The 19746-nt window shown below is 70.0% G+C and carries 15 protein-coding genes; 8 read left to right on the plus strand and 7 right to left on the minus strand.

Annotated features, from left to right (window positions below; genetic code table 11):
* Positions 1–165 precede the first annotated feature (165 nt).
* The 3 genes from ABZ027_RS26025 to ABZ027_RS26035 form a co-directional block, all read right to left on the minus strand.
* Complete coding sequence (locus tag ABZ027_RS26025; RefSeq protein WP_356772340.1) at positions 166–1230, minus strand: enoyl-CoA hydratase/isomerase family protein; 1065 nt, start codon at positions 1228–1230, stop codon at positions 166–168.
* Positions 1231–1376: 146 nt separating this feature from the next.
* Positions 1377–3734 (minus strand): glycoside hydrolase family 95-like protein, encoded by a 2358-nt coding sequence (locus ABZ027_RS26030; RefSeq protein ID WP_356772342.1) that lies wholly within the window; start codon positions 3732–3734, stop codon positions 1377–1379.
* Positions 3735–3913: 179 nt separating this feature from the next.
* Complete coding sequence (locus ABZ027_RS26035; RefSeq protein WP_356772344.1) at positions 3914–4765, minus strand: fructosamine kinase family protein; 852 nt, start codon at positions 4763–4765, stop codon at positions 3914–3916.
* Positions 4766–5102: 337 nt separating this feature from the next.
* On the opposite strand from ABZ027_RS26035, the gene ABZ027_RS26040 reads away from it, so the two are divergent.
* Genes ABZ027_RS26040 through ABZ027_RS26050 form a run of 3 tightly spaced genes read left to right on the plus strand, consistent with a single transcriptional unit; the run spans position 5103 to position 7861 of the window.
* Positions 5103–6140 (plus strand): ATP-binding cassette domain-containing protein, encoded by a 1038-nt coding sequence (locus tag ABZ027_RS26040; protein WP_356772346.1) that lies wholly within the window; start codon positions 5103–5105, stop codon positions 6138–6140.
* Between the two features lie 16 nt (positions 6141–6156).
* Positions 6157–7020 carry an ABC-2 family transporter protein gene (locus ABZ027_RS26045; RefSeq protein WP_356772348.1) on the plus strand — a complete coding sequence of 288 codons (864 nt, stop codon included), beginning with the start codon at positions 6157–6159 and terminating at the stop codon, positions 7018–7020.
* 4 nt (positions 7021–7024) lie between these two features.
* Positions 7025–7861, plus strand: a complete 837-nt coding sequence (locus ABZ027_RS26050; RefSeq protein ID WP_356772350.1) for an ABC-2 family transporter protein — start codon at positions 7025–7027, stop codon at positions 7859–7861.
* 129 nt (positions 7862–7990) lie between these two features.
* Here ABZ027_RS26050 and ABZ027_RS26055 read toward each other — a convergent pair whose 3' ends face one another.
* The 4 genes from ABZ027_RS26055 to ABZ027_RS26070 form a co-directional block, all read right to left on the minus strand.
* Positions 7991–8281, minus strand: coding sequence for a GlsB/YeaQ/YmgE family stress response membrane protein (locus ABZ027_RS26055; protein WP_356772352.1), 291 nt, complete (start codon positions 8279–8281; stop codon positions 7991–7993).
* Positions 8282–8529: 248 nt separating this feature from the next.
* Positions 8530–9174 carry a TetR family transcriptional regulator gene (locus tag ABZ027_RS26060; RefSeq protein ID WP_356772354.1) on the minus strand — a complete coding sequence of 215 codons (645 nt, stop codon included), beginning with the start codon at positions 9172–9174 and terminating at the stop codon, positions 8530–8532.
* Positions 9175–9179: 5 nt separating this feature from the next.
* Positions 9180–10685, minus strand: coding sequence for an MFS transporter (locus ABZ027_RS26065; RefSeq protein ID WP_356772356.1), 1506 nt, complete (start codon positions 10683–10685; stop codon positions 9180–9182).
* Positions 10686–10780: 95 nt separating this feature from the next.
* Positions 10781–13210 (minus strand): SpoIIE family protein phosphatase, encoded by a 2430-nt coding sequence (locus tag ABZ027_RS26070; RefSeq protein WP_356772357.1) that lies wholly within the window; start codon positions 13208–13210, stop codon positions 10781–10783.
* Between the two features lie 165 nt (positions 13211–13375).
* Here ABZ027_RS26070 and ABZ027_RS26075 point away from each other — a divergent pair, with 165 nt between their 5' ends.
* From ABZ027_RS26075 to ABZ027_RS26095, 5 genes are all read left to right on the plus strand, one after another.
* Positions 13376–14845 carry an aldehyde dehydrogenase family protein gene (locus ABZ027_RS26075; RefSeq protein ID WP_356772359.1) on the plus strand — a complete coding sequence of 490 codons (1470 nt, stop codon included), beginning with the start codon at positions 13376–13378 and terminating at the stop codon, positions 14843–14845.
* A gap of 153 nt (positions 14846–14998) precedes the next feature.
* Complete coding sequence (locus tag ABZ027_RS26080) at positions 14999–16141, plus strand: LacI family DNA-binding transcriptional regulator (RefSeq protein ID WP_356772361.1); 1143 nt, start codon at positions 14999–15001, stop codon at positions 16139–16141.
* 368 nt (positions 16142–16509) lie between these two features.
* Complete coding sequence (locus tag ABZ027_RS26085) at positions 16510–17901, plus strand: extracellular solute-binding protein (protein ID WP_356772363.1); 1392 nt, start codon at positions 16510–16512, stop codon at positions 17899–17901.
* A 1-nt stretch (position 17902) separates the two neighbouring features.
* On the plus strand, positions 17903–18814 hold the full coding sequence (locus ABZ027_RS26090) for a sugar ABC transporter permease (protein WP_356772365.1): 912 nt from the start codon (positions 17903–17905) through the stop codon (positions 18812–18814).
* Positions 18815–18846: 32 nt separating this feature from the next.
* Positions 18847–19737, plus strand: a complete 891-nt coding sequence (locus tag ABZ027_RS26095; protein ID WP_356772438.1) for a carbohydrate ABC transporter permease — start codon at positions 18847–18849, stop codon at positions 19735–19737.
* The last annotated feature ends 9 nt before the right edge of the window (positions 19738–19746 follow it).

Consider the following 19746-nt stretch of genomic DNA (forward strand, 5'->3'; position numbering starts at 1 on the left):
CATCGCGGGGCGGCCACCGTCGTCCCCGCGGACGCCGTGGCCGGCATCGGGTGCGGCAGTCGTTCGACCAGTTCACCGAAGACCAGGCGAAGCGGCCCACAGGGTGGTCCGCATGGCGAGGTGGACGGACAGCACCGCCTCAGCAAGTCCCGCTCACCACGTCGGCTACGCGGTGGTGTCCGGTGCGGTGAGCCCGAGTTCACGCTCGCCCAGCGGCTCGAAGAAGCGCTCCACGTCGGCGTCGGTCACCTCCGCGAGAGTCGCCGGTGACCACCGTGGGTCGCGGTCCTTGTCGATGACCTGGGCGCGGATGCCCTCGACCAGGTCGGGTGTGGTCAGGGCCGCGCAGGAGACGCGGTACTCCTGTTCCAGCACCCGCTCCAGCGTGCCGAGACGCCGGGCGCGGCGCACGGCGGCCAGGGTGACCTTGAGGGAGGTGGGCGACTTGGACAGCAGGGTCTGCGCGGTCTCCTTGGCGGCCGGGTCACCCTGGGCCAGCAGCCGATGGACGATCGCCTCGACGGTGTCGGCCGCGTAGCAGGTGTCGATCCACTCCCGGTGGCCGGCCAGCTCCGCCTCCGGCGACGGCCGCACATGACGGTCCAGGGCTTCCCGGACGGACAGCTCGGCGAGGTCGTCGACGAACTGCCCCAGTGCGGTGGACGGTACGTAGTGATCGGCTAGCCCGCACCCCAAGGCGTCCCCGGCACCGATCTGCGCCCCCGTGAGCGCGAGGTGGGTGCCCAGTTCGCCCGGGGCATGGGCGAGCAGATGGGTGCCGCCGACATCCGGCACGAACCCGATACCGGTCTCCGGCATGGCGATCCTCGACCGCTCGGTGACCACCCGGACCCCGCCGTGCGCGGAGACACCGACACCGCCGCCCATGACGATGCCGTCCATGACGGCGACGTACGGCTTGGGATAGCGGGCGATACGAGCGTTGAGGTGGTACTCGTCCCGCCAGAAAGCGGCCGAGGCCGTGCCGTCCCCGTCGCGCGCGTCGTCGTGGACGGCGCGGATGTCGCCGCCCGCGCACAGGCCGCGCTCCCCCGCGCCGGTGAGGACGACGGCCTCCACGGCCGGATCGTGTGCCCATGCCGCCAGTGCGTCGTTGATGCGGCGCACCATGGCGTGGTTCAGGGCGTTGATGGCCCTCGGCCGGTTGAGGGTGATGTGGGCGACCCGGCCGGTGGTGTGCAGCAGGACGGGTTCCTCGCCGCCGGTCATCCGGATGCCCCCGTCAGACCGCGGGCCATGGTGACGCGCATGATCTCGTTGGTTCCTTCCACGACTGATGGACATGCCGGTCATGGACGATCTTCTCAAGGCCGGGCTCGCCGAGGCGGCCCGGGGGCGCGTCGGTCGGAGCCCGGTCACCCGGGCAGTCCCCAGCGGGGCGCCTCCTCGTTCGGCTCGACGGGAGCGATCCGCAGGTCGGGGCGGTCACCCTTGGCGGTGATGAGGGCCGACTCGCCCTTGCGCAAGGTGACTTGGATCGTCCCGTCACCCAAGGATCGGTACCGCAGCGGGCGTCCGCCGCCGTCACGTACCTCGATCGGGCCGGGGACGCCATGCCGCACCACGCAGGGCGCGCCCGCCTCACTGACCAGCCGTACCCAGCGGGTCACCCCGCCCTTGCGTACGGCACTGAGCAGGAACGCCCCCTGGGTTCGGAAGTCGTGCACGGTCAGGTCCGCCCAGGCGGCGGGCAGCGCGGGGAAGACGCGGATGGTGCCGCCCCAGGACTGGCAGACCATGTCGTGGAGGGACTGGGCGGCCGAGAGGGGGGTCTCGATGACGGGGCCCGATTCCTTGTACATGGTGTTGGGCTGGATGAAGCGGGTCATCAGCTGGCGAAGGTAACTGAGCGCGTCCTCGCCCTTGCCCAGCAGCGCCGACATGGAGGCCGCGCCCGTGAACGTGTATCCCTGGAGGGCGCCTTCAAAGCCCACCCAGTGGGCCAGCGACCGCTCGATCAGGGCCTTCTCGTCGGGCGTACGGCCGGTCAGTTCGTACAGCGGGTACACCGCCAGCAGGTGCGAGTAGTGACGGTGCGACTTCGCGAACGGGATGTCCGCGCCGATCATGAAGCCGTTACTGTCCGTCGGATACGCGGCCCGCCTGCTCAGCACCTCGCGCCAGCGCGGCGCCAACTCGTCGTCGAGGCCGAGGATTTCGGCCGACTCGAGGAGGGCGCGGCAGCCCCACGTGAGCAGCATCAGGTCGTAGTTGCAGTCCCGCGAGTTCCCCCCGTACTCGGGTGAGAAGGTGGCCGGCAGGTGCAGTTTGCCGTCGGCGCCCGGCTCCAGGAAGCGCAGGTAGTAGTTGATCGCCTTGCGCAGGAGCGGGAAGAGGACGTCACGGAGGATCGACTCGTCCATCGTGTGGCGATAGCTGAGCCAGACGTTGTGCAGGGCCCAGGTGAGGTTGCCGACCTCGGGGGTCGGCGGGTCCTGGCCCGGGATGCCGACGCCGTAGCCCAGTACGGGGTCGGTGGCGCCGCCGTTGACCAGTGAGGCGTCGGTGGTGCGCGGGATCCCCAGTGAGTCGGCGCGGTACGCGGGCGCCACCTCCGCCCTGAGGTTGTCCCGGAACTCGCTCAACGCCCTTGTCACGGCGTCGAGTTCGAGGTGGTTGGAGCCGTGGATCAGCCAGTACTCCAACTGCACGTTCAGGTTCCACCAGGTCGCCGGCCACGGCGTGGACTCCACCCAGGGACCGCAGGTGGCCATCACGGGCGCGTCGCGCCGGGCCGCGGAGGCCGTCTTGTACAGCTGGATCCAGTAGAAGCGCTGCATGCGGGCGTCGGGCAGCGAGAGGAAACTCTTGCGGTAGTAGGCGTTCCACCACGCGCGATGCGGCACCGCAAGTGCGTCGTACGGGAGTTTCGAGGCGCTCTGGACCGCGGCCGACGCGCGCCCGAGCGCCGTCGACTTCGGATGCGAGTGCGCGACATGCACATACAGGGTCCGGGTACGCCCCCAGGTGCGCTCCCGCCACGCGGTGACGTGCTGCCCGCCGGCGAGCAGCGGCTGCACGGCGGCGGAGACGGCGCCGTACTGGCGGGTCTCGGCGGGCGGGTTGGCCTGGTATCCCGCCGGCAGCGGCTTGAACGCGGCGCGCGGACTGATCGCCTCCGCCGGGTGGAACACCCACGTGAAGTCGCGTTCGCCTTCGCTCGGTGTCACCTCGACGGCGAGGACGGAGCGGGAGTTGTGCACCAGGGCGCGGATCGTGAGGGTGCCCCGGTCCGTGGTGAGGGTGCCGGTCAGTTCGGCGTCACGCAGCCCGAGCCTCCAGTCGAGGCCGGTGATGGTGCCCACCGGCTCCAGCGTGAAGTGACCGATCGGCAGCCGTGCGAGGCCGAACAGCGATCCGAACTGAGGGCGGTGGTCCTGGACTTCGGAGTGCTGCACGTTGAAGCGGACGGCCTGGAAGGTGTCGGCTTCGGTGCCCGGTTCGGCGTAGATCCCCGAACCCAGGAAACCGTTGCCCAGGTACGGGCCCTCGTACCAGGTCTTCGGCATCCGCTGCCAGACCAGGTCGGCGTCGTCGAGGACGGTACGCCAGGGGTCGGTGCCGTGCGGGTCGGTTCCTTGCGGGTCGGTCGTCGCGGCTCCGGCCGGGGCGGGCAGGCCCCCCGCGAGCAGTGTCCCGCCGATCGCGGAGCCGGTGGCAAGCACCGTACGTCTGGACGGACGGCTGGAACGACGGCTGGACGGGCTGGGCATCGCGCCTCCTGGCTCGTACGACTCACAGAGGTTCATCTCACGGAGATTCATCGGAGCTATCTCAGGTCGAAAGGTAGAGATGACAGGATGAGTCGTCAACATCGCGCAAGAGATCCGATGAGTTGGCGGTGTGGGCGGATACAAGCGCCCGATACAAGCGGACCCCCACGCGTGCCTGTTCAGGAGAACGTACGCACGATGTCCCGGACCCGGGCCACGGTGTCGCCGTACACCCCGAAGTGGGCCAGAGCCGCGAGGTGTTCTCGCAGGTGCAGCAGCGGCATGCGGTCCCGCCAGCCGTCGGCCAGGGGGGACACCTCCTCGTACGCGCGGAAGAAGCGGTCCGGCGGAGGGTCGCAGCAGTACATCATGCTGAGGTCGGACTCGGCCCACATCCAGCACAGCGCCGGATCGATGAACACCGGTTCGCCGGCCGGGTCCGCGACGAGGTTGTTGGGCCAGAGGTCGCCGTGGTTGAGCACGCTCGGGGCCGCCGGGACGAGATGCGGAAGGCGCTCGCAGATCCGCTCCAGGCCGGACAGGTCGGCCGGTTCGAGGGTGCCGCGGACCTTGGGCTCGCGGAGGTAGCGGCGGATCCTGCGCTCGGCGAAGAACACGTGACCGTCCTCGGTCCAGCCGTTCTCCTGGGGCAGCAGGCCCAGCCATCCGTCGGTGTCCCAGCCGAACCGGTCGCCGCGTACCGAGTGCAGCTTCGCGAAGGCCCGGCCGGCCGACTCCCAGAACTCGTCGGTCTCGGGCCGTGGTCGCAGCGCCTCCATCAGGATGTGCTGCCCGCTCACCTCGAACACCCGGGGAGTGCGGATGCCCGCCCGCTCGTCGAGCGCCCTGAGGCCGTCCACCTCCAGCCGGAACAGGTCGGCCGGCGCGTCGACGGAACCCTTGAGGACGTACGCCGCTCCGTCGGCGAGGGTCAGTCGCCACACGTCGTTCACCGCCCCGCCGGCGAGCGGCTCGGCGGCGACCACGCTCGGGACGACCGCGCTGGGCAGGCTCTTCCAGAGGGCGTTCACCGTGTCAACTCCGTCAGGGGTCCCCGAAGGCCGGGCGGGAGGGAAGGCGAAGGATCCGTTCGGGAACCGCCTGCCGCCGATTCAATCCGCGCCGTGGTGGGCCTGTCAATGCCCGACCTCCGCATTCCTCCGATGACTGAACAAGGCCGACCCTGGACTCCACAGCACGCACCACCCTGGACAGTGTGAAGATAACGCAGGGAAAATGAGCGTTATTCGTGTCTATGGAGGGATGTGCCCGATCCTGGCGATGCATATGAGCCACCACTGAAGTCCTCGACGATCAACACATCCGATGTAACTCCGTGCACAGGGAGCGCCGGGAGAGGGGAGAGACATGCCTGCGGCGATCAGCACCGACGGACTCACCAAGGTGTTCCACACCACCGAACGCGGTGAAGGACTGCGCGGCGTCATGCGCTCGCTGGTGGCACCGCGGCGGATCGCCATGACCGCCGTGGACGACGTCTCCTTCCAGGTCGAACACGGCGAACTCCTCGCACTGCTGGGCCCGAACGGGGCAGGCAAGTCCACCATCATCAAGATGCTCACCGGCATCCTCACCCCGACCTCCGGCCGGGCGGAGGTCGTCGGGGTGGTGCCGTATCAGGAGCGGCTGCGCAACGCGCGGACCGTGGGGGCGGTGTTCGGGCAGCGGACCCAGCTGTGGTGGGACCTGCCCGCCCGTGAGTCGTTCGCGATCCTGCGGGACATCTACGGCACAGGGGAAGCTGAACACCGGGCACGACTACGGGAGTTCGACGACCTGCTCGACCTGTCCGCCTTCTGGGACACCCGGGTTCGACACCTCTCTCTCGGTCAGCGGGTGCGCTGCGACCTCGCCGCCGCGTTGCTGCATGATCCGCCGGTCATCTTCCTGGACGAGCCGACCATTGGCATGGACATCGTTGTCAAGGAGCAGGTGCGCCGGTTTCTCCGGCACCAGGTGAAGGAGCGGGGCCGTACCGTGCTCCTCACCACGCACGACATGACCGAGGTCGCTCACCTCGCCGAGCGGATCGTGCTGATCAACCACGGGCGCATCGTCCACGACGGTTCGCTGGACCAGATCCGGCGCAGCTTCGGCGGCTCCTGGGTGGTGCGCGCGACGGTCACGGGGCCGGTTGACGCCCGCTGCCCCGAGGGGCTGCGGATCGTCCGGGCCGACGGCAACCACCTCGCCTTCGGCCCGGATCCCGCGGCCCAGCTTCCTGCCCACGAGGCTCTCCGTCGGGTCGTCCAGGGCTACGACGTCACCGACCTCGCCCTGGAGGAGAGCGACTTCGAGGACGTCATGCGGGCCGCCTATCTCGACCCGGACGCGCCGGACGCACCCGGCGGGGGCGGTGCCCCCACCGTCCCCGAACCGGCGTGAGACGGCGCCGTACCTCATGACATCCCCCGAGACGGCGCCGTACGAGCGGACCCCGGTCCCCGTCGCACACCGGCCCGGCCGCCCTTCGCGGGCCTGGCGGACGGCCCGCATCACGCCGCTCGCGGAGGTACTCGCCCCCGGCCGCGTCGCGGCCACCCTCATCCGACTGTGTGTGCAGATCCTGCTGGTCGTCTGCCTGTGGCGGGCGCTGTACGCGAACACCACCAGCAGCGCGGGCCTGGACCGCGAACAGGCCGTGACCTTCGCCGTGCTGGCGGTCCTCACGGTGCCGTTGCGGGGGCTGGACCGCCACAACGCGCGCGACTCGGTGATCATCCACCTCTACCTCGGCACCATCGTGTTCTGGTTCCTGCGTCCGCTGCCGCCCGCCCGCTACTACCTCTACCGCGCGCTCGGCGACCAACTGTACGGTCTGGCCTGGGCGTTGGCGGGTTACGGTGGCTGCCTCGCGTTCGGGGTGCTCGCGCCGCCGGTGTCGGCCGGCGCCGGGGCGGTGTGCGCCGTGAGTCTGCTTCTCGGGCAGTGCGTGCTGTACCAACTGACGCTGATCGTCGATCTGTTGTGCTTCTGGACAATGCGCGACATGGGCGTGTTGCAGATCCTGAACTTCCTCCGCAACCTGCTGTCCGGGGCGTACGCGCCGCTCTGGTACTTCCCCGGGTGGTTCCAGTCGCTGAGTGTGCTGCTGCCGTTCCAGTCGACGCTCAACACTCCGTTGTCCCTCTACATCGGACGGATTTCGCTGTCCGCCGCTCCGGCGCAGCTCGCGGCCCAGGCGTTCTGGGTGGCGGGCCTCGCCCTGCTCAGCCGTTGGCTCTGGCGCAAAGCGTCGCAGCGGGTCGTGTCCCAGGGAGGGTGAGGAAATGGCCGTCCATCCACTCCGGTCCTTCCGGTCTTTTCGCAAGGCGTGGTCGGTCGCCGGGCGGATCATCGGGATCTCGTTCCGGGCGCAGCTCGAATACCGTACGGACTTCATGCTGAGCGTCTCGGTCGGCGCGGTCTGGCAGCTCTCCATCATCGTGTTCGCCACCGTGCTGCTGGGCCGGTTTCCCGGTATGAGCGGCTGGCCGAGCGACGCGGTACTGCTCATCGCCTCCATGCGGATGCTGAGCCACGCGAATAACGTGCTGTTCTTCGGCCGGGCGCATCACATGTCGGCGCTGGTGCAGAACGGGCGGATCGAGGGGTTCCTGCTGCGGCCGCTGCCCGTGTTCCGGCAGGTGCAGTTGTCGGTGTTCCCCACGAACGCGCTCGGGGACCTGGTGGTGGGGGTGTCGATGTTCACCATCGCCGTCCTCACCGTGTCCGTGGACTGGACGGCGGCGCGGATCGGCTACCTCGTCGCGGGGCTGGCCGGCGGCACGCTGATGGAGGCGGCGGTGTTCGTCGCGCTCTCGGCCCTCCACCTGCACTATCCGAGCAGCTCGTACTGGAGCATGTGGACGGAGGAACTCCTGTCCACCTTCGGGAGTTACCCCCTCGCCATCTTCCCTCGCCTGGTCAGTGGAGCCTTCACCTTCGTACTGCCGCTGGCCTTCATCGCGTACTTCCCGGCGGCGGTCCTGACCGGCCATGACAGCGGCCTCGGCGTGCCCTTCGAGGTGGCCGCCACGGCGCCGCTGACCGGCCTGGCCGCTTTCGTCGGCGCGCGGGTGCTGTGGAACCGGAGCCTGCGGCGCTACACAGGGGTCAACGGGTGACCCCGGGGCGCTCGGTGGTCCTTGGGGCGCTGGGCGTTGCGGCAGACGCGAGCGCCCCCACCCGAGGGCGGGGGCGCTCGCGTACTTCACTTGTTGTCGGGCTCCGGCCACGCCGACTGCTCGGAGCTGTTAGGCGTGGACGTGGCCGCGCCGGTGTCCGTGCCCGCGGTTGGTGAACACCCGGTACAGCGCGAGGAGGATGACCGACCCCACGATGGCCGCGATCCAGGTGGACAGATCGAAGAAGCCGTCGATCGAGTCGACGCCGAAGATCACCTTACCGAGGAATCCTCCGAGCAGTCCTCCGGCGATACCGATGAGCATGGTGATGATGATTCCGCCCGGGTCCTTGCCCGGCATGAGCGCCTTGGCAATGGCGCCGGCGAGCAGCCCGATGAATATCCACGCGAGAATGCCCATAGCAGCGTTACCTCCCTAGCTTTCGGTTCGCCGAACGTGTTACCGCAGAAGGCGTGGCCAAACAGAGGAGAATGAGAACGCGGTCATCGTATGCCGTTACCGATCTTCACAGAATGGTCTCGTGAGGGGGTATCAGTCCACTTCAGAGGCCCAGAGGAGAGATCAGTCGGCGGGCGCCGCGGAATGCGAAATCGCCCGGGGCACACGTCACTTCAGCAACGCGCGGCGAACGGATTCCCGCTCCTCGCTCACCTCGTCAGGCACGCCTGCACCGCGGGTGCGTACTCTCCGACAACGACATCGATCGCCGTCGCGCGCACCTCTTCGCCCCGTGCGATGCCGTACATCACGCCCAGGCCGAGCAGCATGCCGACGGCGAGTTCGGCGCGCAGACCGGCGTCGGGGCCGTCGAGACGCAGCGCGAGCCGCTCGCTCACCTGGGTACGGAAATTGGCGCGGAGGGTGTCGCCCTGGTCCCCGTGGAGCGGGGCGAAGACGATCCGCAGCAGCGGGTCGGCGCCCTGTTCGGACTGGCTGACGAGTACGTGGCGGACCATGTGGCGCCCGAGGTCCGGCAGTGGCGCGTCCAGCAGGGCGGCCGCGTCCTCCTCGAAGGACATCACCCGCGCGAACAGGGCGTCCTTGTTGCCGAAGTACTTCATGATCAAGGGCGGGCTGACACCGGCACGGTCGGCCACGGACTTGAGCGTGATGTCCGCGTGGGCGTGGCGGGCGAGGAGGTAGCGGGCCGCGCGGAGGATCGCCGCCTTGGTGGCCTCGGCGTCCCGACGGCTGGGGGCGGTGTCCGAGGCCGCCGCGGTCGTAGTGCTCTGGGAGTTCGGCGTGGTGCTCGCCGTGTTCGGCCTGGTGTCGGAGGAGTTCGCGGACCTCATGGCTCTCATGCTCCCTCCAGCACCCGGTCCGCGGCCCGTCCGGCGCGCCGCCGGTACCATCGGCCGGCCTTCGGGGAATCGCTGTCCCCCGGTATGGAGAGGGCCATCGCGCACCCGGCCAGGGCGACGGAACCGGCCATGGCGAAGGCCAGCAGATAGCCGTCCAGAGTGGGCAGGGGTGCTCCGTGGACCGGCCTGGTGTGGTGGATCAGGACTGCGGCCACGGCCGCGCTGCACACGGCCTGGCCGATGGTCCGCATCAGGACGTTGACGCCGCTGGCGGAGCCGGTCTGTCCGGCGGGCACGGCGGCCAGGATCAGCGTGGGGAGGGCCGAATAGGCCAGGGCCGTACCGGCCGACACGATCGCTCCGCCCAGGATGATCACCCACAGGTGATGGCTGTCCAGGATCCGTATGCCGTACCCGAACGCGATGACGAGGGCCCCGAGCACCAGCGTCACGCGCGGACCGCGCGCGGTCGAGATGCGGGCGGAGACCGGTGAGAGGAGCAGCATGATCACGCCACTGGGCAGCAGGCACAGTCCCGCGCCGACGATCGACAGGCCCAGCCCGTACCCGGTGTCCGCGGGAGCCTGCACGAGTTGGGCCGTCACCAGGGAGTTGCCGTAGAAGGCGAAGCCCACGAGGAACGCGGTCAGGTGGGGCAGTGCGACGCGCGACCGGGATGCCAACCGGAGGTCCACCAGCGGGCGTTCGGCCCGCAGTTGCTGCCACCACCACAGGGCCAGGACGAACGCGAAGCCCGAAAACAGCGCGAGGACCGGGGCGCTGGTCCAGCCCCACTCACCGCCCTGTGACACCGCCAGGAGCAGACAGACCAGCACCGTGGACAGACCGAGCGCGCCGAGCGTGTCGAACCGCCCCGGCTGCCGTACGGCCGACTCGTCCACCGCCCACCAGGCGAGCGCGAGCCCCGCTGCCCCCAGGGCGCCGGACACCCAGAACATGGTGTGCCAGTCGGCGTACTGGACGATGAGCGCCGCGAGCGGCAGGCCCAGCGCCGCGCCGATGCCGACGGTGGAGCTCATCAGGGCCACGGCGGAGGCGGTGCGCTCGGGCGGCAGGACGTCGCGGAGGATGCTGATGGAGAGGGGGACCAGGGCCGCGGCGGCACCCTGGAGCGCCCGCGCCGCGATGAGGACGCGGATGTCGGAGGTCAGCGCGCACAGCACCGAGCCGGTCGTCATCAGAGAGAGCGCGAGGAGGAGGACGCGCTTCTTGCCGTACATGTCTCCGGCGCGGCCCAGCACGGGGGTCAGCACCGCGCCCGAGAGGAGTGTCGCGGTGACGGTCCACGACACGGCGCCCGCGGAGGAGCCGGTCAGGCGCGGCAGGTCGGGCAGCAGCGGTACGACGGCGGTCTGCATCACCGCCATCAGGATTCCGCCGAATGCGAGGACCGGGACCGTCAGGCGTGCGCGCAGCCCGTTTCGGGACGCGGAGGCGGAGGCGACGGCTGCGGCAGGATCGGCCGACAGCGGATCCGGCATGGGCGTTCTCCGAGCAGTGGACAGTGGTGGAGTGAATAGTCATTCATCTTAGTCGATGAATGACTATTCACCACCCTTTTCCAATCATCGGTGAATTACCATTCACCTGGCTCCGCGGAGAGAGCCTGTTCCGCCCAGATGATCTTTCCGTCGGTCGTCTGGCGGGTCCCCCAGCCCTGACTGAGCTGGGCGACGAGCAGCAGTCCCCGGCCTCCCTCGTCGAAGGTGCGGGCCCGGCGCAGATGGGGGGCCGTGGTGCTGCCGTCGGAGACTTCGCAGATGAGTGTGCGGTCGTGGATCAGCCTGAGTTCGATGGGCGGCTCGGCGTAGCGGATGGCGTTGGTGACCAGTTCGCTGACGACCAGCTCGGTGACGAACACGGCCTCCTCCAGGCCCCAGTCGACCAGCTGCCGGCCGGCGTTCTTGCGGGCCGACGCGACCATCGCGGGGTCGGGCGGTATCTGCCAGGTGGCGACGTGGGAGGCGTCGAGGGCACGGGTGCGGGCCACCAGCAGGGCCACGTCGTCGGAAGGGTGGTCCGTGAGCATGGTCCGCAGCAGGGCGTCGCAGGTCGCCTCCAGGTCACCGGTCGGTCGCCCGAGCGCCTCGCGCAGGGTGTCGGTCCCGTCGTCGACGTCGTGGCCGCGGACCTCCACGAGCCCGTCCGTGTAGAGGACGAGCAGGCTGCCCTCCGCCAGTGTCAGCTCGGTCGACTCGAAGGGCAGGCCGCCGAGACCGAGCGGAGGGCCGGCCGGAACATCCAGGAACTCGACCGTGCCGTCCGGCGTCACCAGGGCGGGCACGGGGTGGCCCGCGCGGGCGACGGTGCAGTGACGCGAGACCGGATCGTAGACGGCGTACAGACAGGTGGCTCCGATGTCACCGGTGGTCGCGGTGGTGCCGTCGGCCGCGCCTGCGGGGCGGTTGACCAGGTCGTCGAGGTGGATGAGCAGTTCGTCGGGGGGAAGGTCGATGTCGGCGAGTGTGCGTACGGCGGTGCGCAGCCGCCCCATGGTGGCGGAGGCCTGGATGCCGTGGCCCACGACGTCGCCGACGACCAGGGCGACCCTGGCGCCGGACAGCGGAATGACGTCGAACCAGTCGCCGCCGACGCCGGCCCGGGTGTTGGCCGGCAGGTAGCGGGAGGCGACGTCCAGGGCTGCCTGCTCGGGGAGTTGCTGCGGCAGCAGGCTGCTCTGCAGGGCGAGGGAGATGGCGCGTTCGCGGGTGTAGCGGCGGGCGTTGTCGATGCACACGGCGGCGCGGGCGGTGATCTCCTCGCCCAGCAGCAGATCGTCCTGCTCGAAGACCTTGGGCTGCCGGTGGCGGGAGAACGTGGCCACGCCCAGGGTGAGGCCACGGGCGCGCATGGGCACCGCGAGCACCGAATGGAAGCCGAATCTCCGCATACGTTCGGCGCGCTGCGGGGTCTGCCGTTCCACCTCCGCCAAGGCAGCGGGGGTCACGTGCTCGATGATCGGCCGCCCTGAGGCCAGGCACCGGGCCGCGGTCGAACCGGCTGGGTACGCGGCCACCGTGCCGCGTCGTACCACGGCTTCGGGGCAGCCCTCCAGGACCGACTGGAAGGCGACCCGGCGCAGCCTGACGGGTCCGCGCGGAGCGCCGTGGGGCGGGTCCTCTCCTCCCTCGATGGCCGGCAGGAGATCCACGGTGACGAAGTCCGCGAACCGCGGCACGGCGACGTCGGCGAGTTCCTGGGCCGTACGCGCCAGGTCCAGGGTGCTGCCGATGAGCACGCTGGCGTCGTTGAGCAGCACCAGCCGCTGCCGTGCCAAATGCTGCTCGGTCGCGTCGTGGGCCGACAGCAGGACACCCTCCAGCCGCCGGTCGGTGTCCCACACGGGAGCGAGGGACACCGACCACACGCTCTGACGCTCATGGCCCTCGAGTTGCAGCGCGGCTCCGAGTTCCTGCGGCCGGCCCGTCTCGAGTACGCGCCGCATCCCCGCCTCGGTCCGCTCGCTCTCAGGATCGACGACGATCTCCGTCACCCGCAGTCCGCGCATCGCCTCCTCGGACAGGCCCATGGCACGCTCCATGTCCCCGTTCGCCCGGCGCAGCCGCAGTCCGGTGTCGTACAGGGCCATCGTGCAGGGGGAATGCGTGAAACTCCGCTGCACGAACCCGTCATCCTCCAGTCCGCGCGCCGGGCGGGTCACCGCCGACACCAGCAGCCACCCGCCCCCGTCGTCCAGTCCGCGGTGGGCCAGCAGACTGACGGGGAGCCGGCGGCCGTCCCGGTGCAGCAGCGTCACCGTCCCGCTCCACCTCCGCAGATCACCGAGGGAATCCGGCATCTCTCCGGGAGCCGCGTTCGGGAGCAGCACGGTCACGTTCCGGCCGACGACCTCGGAGGCACGATGGCCGAGCAGTCGCCGCGCCCCTTCGTTCCACGCGGTCACCACGCCGTGCCCGTCCACCCGGACTCGCGCCGTGGCCGCCTCGTCGACCGTCCCCTGCGCCCCGGCGCGCGGGCGGTCGTCCCCGGAAGCGGATCCGGTCATGACGTCATCTCGCCTCGCTCCCACCTGGGGCCTTCTGCCCCTGAACGGCAGGGGCCCGAGGTGCGCCGCCCTCATTCATTACGACACTAGACAATAAGAGTGGCAGATCACCATGAATCGGCACTCATGGTGTGTAGGTGCGCCGACTGCCCGGAGGGCGGGACCATGACCACGGACGTCAACGGCGAGGGGACCTGGCCGGCCCCCGCCGAGTGGACCGGGAAGATCTACAGCGGGGGCTGGTGCGCCTCCGAGGGCGGCACCCGCCAGGTCATCGAACCGGCCACAGGCCATCCGCTGGCCGAAGTCGGTGTGGCGGCCCCCGCTGACGTGGCGCGAGCCGGCGCGAGGGCGGCCCGCGCGGCCGGGGGTTGGGCCGCGGCGGCCCCCGGCGAACGGATCGAGGTGCTGCTGCGTGCCTCCTCGGCTCTGCGGGAGCACAGCGGGACGGTCCGCGACTGGATCGTCCGTGAATCGGCGGGCGTCCCGGCCAAGGGTGACTACGAGATCGCCGCCGCCCTCGGCCAGATTGCTCACGGCGTGGGGCTCGCGTCGCTGCCCCCGGGTGAGGTACTCGCTCCGCAGGCCCCCGGCGCGACCAGTCTGGCCTGGCGGGTACCGCTGGGGGTCGTGGGTGTCATCAACCCGTGGAACGCGCCGCTGCTCTTCGCGATGCGTGCGCTCGCTCCGGCCCTCGCGCTGGGCAACGCCGTACTGCTCAAGCCCGACCCGCTCACACCGGTGTCCGGGGGCGTCCTCGTCGCGCGGCTCTTCGAGGAGGCCGGACTGCCGGAGGGCGTGCTGCATGTCCTGCCGGGAGACGCCGAGACCGGGCGGGCGGTCGCGACCGATCCGCATGTCGACCTCGTCTCGTTCACCGGCTCGACGGAGGCCGGACGGGCGGTGGCCCGCGCGGCCGGAGAAGGCCTCAAGCGGGTCTGCCTGGAACTCGGCGGCAAGAACTCGATCATCGTGCTCGACGACGCGGACATCGAGGCGGCCGCGGCAGCCGGAGCCGCCAGCACCTTCGGCTACCAGGGCCAGGCCTGCGTCGCCGCCGGTCGCCACCTCGTCCACATCGGTCTGATCGACGCGTACACCGACGCGCTGGTCGGCCAGGCGAGAGCCATGCGGATCGGTGATCCGCGCACCGAGCACGTCACGATGGGTCCGGTCATCAGCGGGCGGCAGGCCCTGCGCGTCCAGCACATCGTCGACGAGAGCGTGGCTGCCGGGGCACGGCTGCGCACCGGCGGCCGACGCGACGGGCTCTTCTACCCGCCCACCGTCCTGGACCGTGTCGAGCGTGACATGCCTGCCTACACCGAGGAGATCTTCGGTCCGGTCGCCCCGGTCGTCCCCTTCCGCAGCGAGGCGGAGGCCATCGAGATGGCCAACGACACCGCGTACGGTCTGACCGCCGCGGTGCACTCCGGCTCCGTACCGAAAGCCGCCGCCGTCGCCGAACGACTGCGCACCGGCATGGTCCACATCAACGACGTCTCCGCCAAGGACGCCGCCAACGCGCCCTTCGGCGGCATGGGCGTCTCCGGCAACGGATCACGGATCGGCGGCACCGCCAGTCTGGAGCAGTTCACCCAGTGGCGGTGGATGACGATCCCGAAGCCGGACTGATCCACAACCTCGGACGGAACATTGCGGATACGTTCCGAGCTCTTGACGGGCGCCATATGACTGCGTAGACATGACTACGTAGACATGACAGCGCAGTCAGACACACGGCGTCTGGCAGTATTGGGCTCGATCGTTCGGCCACCGGGAGACGTCATGACGCGAGGGACAGGACGGGACGGCAGTCCCGGGGCGCCGCGCAGCGTGGACGTGGCCCGGGCGGCCGGGGTCTCGCAGAAGACGGTGTCGAGGGTCTTCAACGACGAGCCGTATGTCTCCGCCGAGGTGCGCCGACGCGTCCTCGAAGCCGCCGGGCAGCTCGGCTACCGCCTCAACAACGCCGCCCGGGCGCTGGCTTCCGGACGGACCCGCTCGATCGGTGTGGTGACGCTGGGCACGGCTCTGTACGGCCCCGCCTCACTGCTCATGGGTGTGGAGCGGGTCGTCCGGGACACGGGCTACGCGCTCCGCGTGGTCAACACGATGGAAGGCGACCCCTCAGGGCTCGCAGGCGCCGTCGACTCGCTCCTCGACCAGGGCGTGGACGGGATCGTCATCTCCGAGCCGATCGAGGAGGAAGCCGGTGCGGGAGACCTCTCCGTCCGCATCAGCGTGCCGGTCCTGGTCCTCGGCGCACCGCCGCCCTTCACCGCCTCCACGGTGCTGGCCGCGGGAGGCGGCGCCGACCTGATGGCCCGGGCGGCCGTCGAGCATCTGCTGGATCTGGGCCATCCGACCGTGCATCACCTCGCCGGTCCCCAGCGGTGGTACGCCGCCAAGGACCGACGTGAAGGATGGCGGGCGACGCTGGCAGCCCACGGCAGGGACGCTCCGCCGGTCTTCGAGGGCGACTGGTCGGCCGCCTCCGGCTACTCGGCGGGCCAGGAACTGGCCGCCGACCCCGACGTGACAGCGGTGTTCACCGCGAACGACGACATGGCCATCGGCTTGATCCGTGCCCTGACGGAAGCCGGCCGGCGCGTGCCGGAGGACGTCAGCGTCGTCGGCTTCGACGACATTCCGGTCGCCGCCTATGTGACTCCTCCGCTGACCACGGTGCGGCAGCCGTTCGACACGGTGGCGCAGGAGGGGCTCAAGCGCCTGGTGCACGCCATCGAGAACCCTGAGGCGGAGGCTCTGCCGGCGAACGACCCCCCGGTCGATCTCATCGTCCGCGCCTCGACCCAGCCCCCGCCGCCCGGGAGACCCCCCAGACGGCGACTGCACAACGCTTCCCGGCCCCCCGGGGAGGCGTCCAGTCCCCCGCTGTCGAAGGGAGGGCCGTCCACCGCCCCCTGAACAGCGCCGAGCGGCCCGGGCCGCAGAGCCCCTGCCCGGCGTGTGATCCCAGGGGCGAGCCGCCGTACCGGTTTCTTGTTCAGCCCCGTCCTTCCGACCGTGTCCCCGCCGCCGCGGACGACCCCGCGGCCCGGACGACGCGCGCACTCCTCTCCACCCTGTGGCTCTCGAGCCGCACGGCAGCAGTGCTCTTCGGCCCGTCCCGCACACACCTGTGCGCCGCACGCCGGTAAGCAACCCGCGCGCTTTTCGAACCGTCGGCTTCGACGTCCATCCCGTCACGCCCACGCGCGCTTTTCCACCTTCATCCCCTTTCCGCACGCCCTTCCCCGGCGTGCGGTCCCCTTCGCCATCGGCGGGAGTTCACCATGCCCACATCCGGATCCTTCGCACGCTCCTCCTCCATGAACCGTCGGCTCTTCCTCACCACGACGGGCGCCCTGTCGCTCGGCGCCGCCCTCACCGCCTGCGGCGGCAATGACTCCGGCGGCTCCTCCGCCGCCGCCAAGCCGGTCAGCCGGGCCGAGATCGACAAAGCGATGAAGACTCCGACCGAGCTGACCTTCTGGACCTGGGTCCCGAACATCGCGAAAGAGGTCGCGCTCTTCGAGAAGAAGTACCCGGCCGTCAAGGTCAAGGTCGTCAACGCCGGCCAGGGCACCCCGCAGTACACCAAGCTGCGTACGGCTCTGAAGGCGGGCAGTGGCGCCCCGGACATGGTGCAGATGGAGTACCAGGCGATTCCGACGTTCACCATCACCGACAGCCTGCTGGACCTGCGCCCCTACGGTGCCTCCGCGCTCAAGGGGCAGTTCGTCGACTGGACCTGGGGGCAGGTCAGCGGCAGCGGCGGCGAGGTCTGGGCGATCCCGCAGGACACCGGCCCGATGGGCATGCTGTACCGGCAGGACATCTTCGACAAGCACGGCATCGATGTCCCGGGGACCTGGGACGAGTTCGCCGCCGCGGCGCGCAAGCTCCACAAGGCCGACCCCGACGTCTACCTGACCAACCTCGCGGCCAACCAGGTCGCCGCCTGGCACGGCCTGCTGTGGCAGGCCGGCGCCAAGCCGTATGTGACCTCCGGCAAGAGCGACATCGCCATCAGCGTGGACGACGCTGTCTCCAGGAAGCTCGGCGAGTACTGGGGCGGACTCGCCAAGGAGGGCGTCATCGGCGTCGAGCCGGACTTCACCGACTCCTGGTACGCGGCGCTCAACAAGGGCAAGTACGCCACCTGGATCACCGCGGCCTGGGGGCCGGTCTTCCTCTCCGGATCCGCCAAGGCCACCGCCGGCAAGTGGCGGGCGGCCCCGCTGCCGCAGTGGGACGCGGCCAAGCCCAGCTCCGGCAACTGGGGCGGCTCGACCACCGCCGTCATCCGCTCCACCAAGAACCCGGTCGCGGCGGCGGTGTTCGCGCAGTTCCTCAACAGCGACCCGGCCAGCGCGAAGATGTTCGCCACCGAACAGTTCTTCTTCCCGGCGACGAAGGCGCTTCTCACGGACGCCGAGTTCGTCGGAGACAAGCCCTCGTTCTACGGCGGCCAGAAGGTCAACCAGGTCTTCGCGGACATCGGTTCCACGGTCAACTCCTCCTTCCAGTGGCCGCCGTTCCTCGACCAGGCGGCGACCGACTGGACCGAGACGGTCGGCAAGTCCCTCGCCGACAAGACCGACACCGTCCGCGCACTCGGCACATGGCAGTCGCGGCTCACCACCTATGCCAAGGCCCAGGGCTTCACCGTCAAGGGGCGCTGAGATGGCCGTCACCACCGCCGTCACCACCGCCGCCGCCTCCGCCAAGGGGAGGCGCCGGGCGGCAGGGCCGCTGTTCGTCGCACCGTTCATGGTGCTCTTCGTCCTGCTCTTCCTCGCCCCGCTCGGCTACGCCGCCTACCTCAGCCTGTTCCAGGAACGCCTCATCGGCGGCACCGCGTTCGTCGGGCTGGACAACTACCTGAAGGCCGTCCGGGACCCGCTGCTCATCCACGGCGTGGGACGGGTCGCGCTGTTCTTCGTGATCCAGGTTCCGGTGATGCTGCTGCTGGCACTGCTGTTCGCCCTCGCGCTCGACAGTGGTCTGCTGCGGCTGGCCCGGGTGATCCGGCTCGGCATCTTCGTGCCGTACGCGGTGCCGAGCGTGGTCGCCGCGCTCATGTGGGGCTATCTGTACGGCCCGGACTTCGGCCCGTTCGCGCAGCTGAGCCGGAAACTGGACCTGCCTGCCCCCGGTTTTCTCAGCGAGGGCTGGATGCTGGGCAGTCTGGCGAACATCGTGACCTGGGAGTTCGTCGGCTACAACATGATCATCCTGTACGCCGCCCTGCGCACCGTCCCGCAGGAGCTGTACGAGGCGGCCGCGATGGACGGCGCCGGCGCCTGGCGGATCGCCTGGTCCGTGAAACTCCCGGCGCTCAAGCCGGCCCTGATGCTCACCCTGCTGTTCTCCGTCATCGGCAGTTTCCAGCTGTTCAACGAACCGAACCTGCTGATGAAGGTCGCCCCGGACGTCATCAGCAGCTCCTACACCGCCAACCTCTACGCCTACTCCCTCGCCTTCACCGGACAGCAGGTCAACTACGCGGCCACGGTGTCCTTCCTCCTGGGCCTCGTCATCGTGATCGCCTCCTACGCCATCCTGCTCACCGCGAACCGCAGGAGGACCCCGTGACACTGACGACCCCCGCGGTCGGCGCCGCCCCGGTGGCGGACCCGGTCCCCGTCGCTCGGCGCCGCCGTTCCCGTGCACGCCGCAGCACCCCGCTGACCATCGCCATGCTGGCGGCCCTGGCCTACTTCCTCCTCCCCCTGTGCTGGCTGCTGATCGCCTCGACCAAGAGCACCCAGGACCTGTTCAACAGCTTCGGCCTGTGGTTCTCGCACACCCCGCGACTGTGGGCGAACGTCCAGGAGACCTTCACCCAGGACGACGGGGTCTTCGTACGCTGGCTGCTCAACACGGTGATGTACGCCGTGCTGAGCTCCGTAGGTGCCGCCCTGCTCGCCGCGGCGGCCGGATACGGCTTCGCCAAGTTCCGCTTCCGCGGCGACCGGTTCGGCTTCAACCTGGTCCTCGGGGCCGTCATGGTCCCGACCACCGCCCTCGCGATCCCGACGTACCTGCTGTTCGCCGAGGCGGGCCTGGTCAACACTCCCTGGGCGATCATCCTGCCCTCCCTGGTCAACCCGTTCGGCCTCTACCTCATGCGGGTCTACGCACAGGACGCCGTTCCCGACAGCATCCTGGAGGCCGCCCGCATCGACGGCGCCGGCGAAGCCCGTATCTTCTTCACGATCGCCCTGCGTCTGCTCGCGCCGGGTCTGGTGACCGTCCTGCTGTTCACGCTGGTCGCGACCTGGAACAACTACTTCCTGCCGCTGATCATGCTGAACGACCCTGACCTGTACCCGATCACGGTCGGGCTCTCCTCCTGGGCCGCCCAGGCCCAGAACGGCGGGGCGGGCTCCAGCAGCGACATGCTCGCGCTCGTGGTGACCGGATCCCTGATCTCGATCCTGCCCCTCGTCGTGGCCTTCCTGCTGCTCCAGCGGTACTGGCAGAGCGGCCTGGCCGCCGGCGGCGTCAAACAGTAGGGTCCGCGC

It is taken from the genome of Streptomyces sp. NPDC006332 (assembly GCF_040612855.1).
GTDB lineage: Bacteria > Actinomycetota > Actinomycetes > Streptomycetales > Streptomycetaceae > Streptomyces.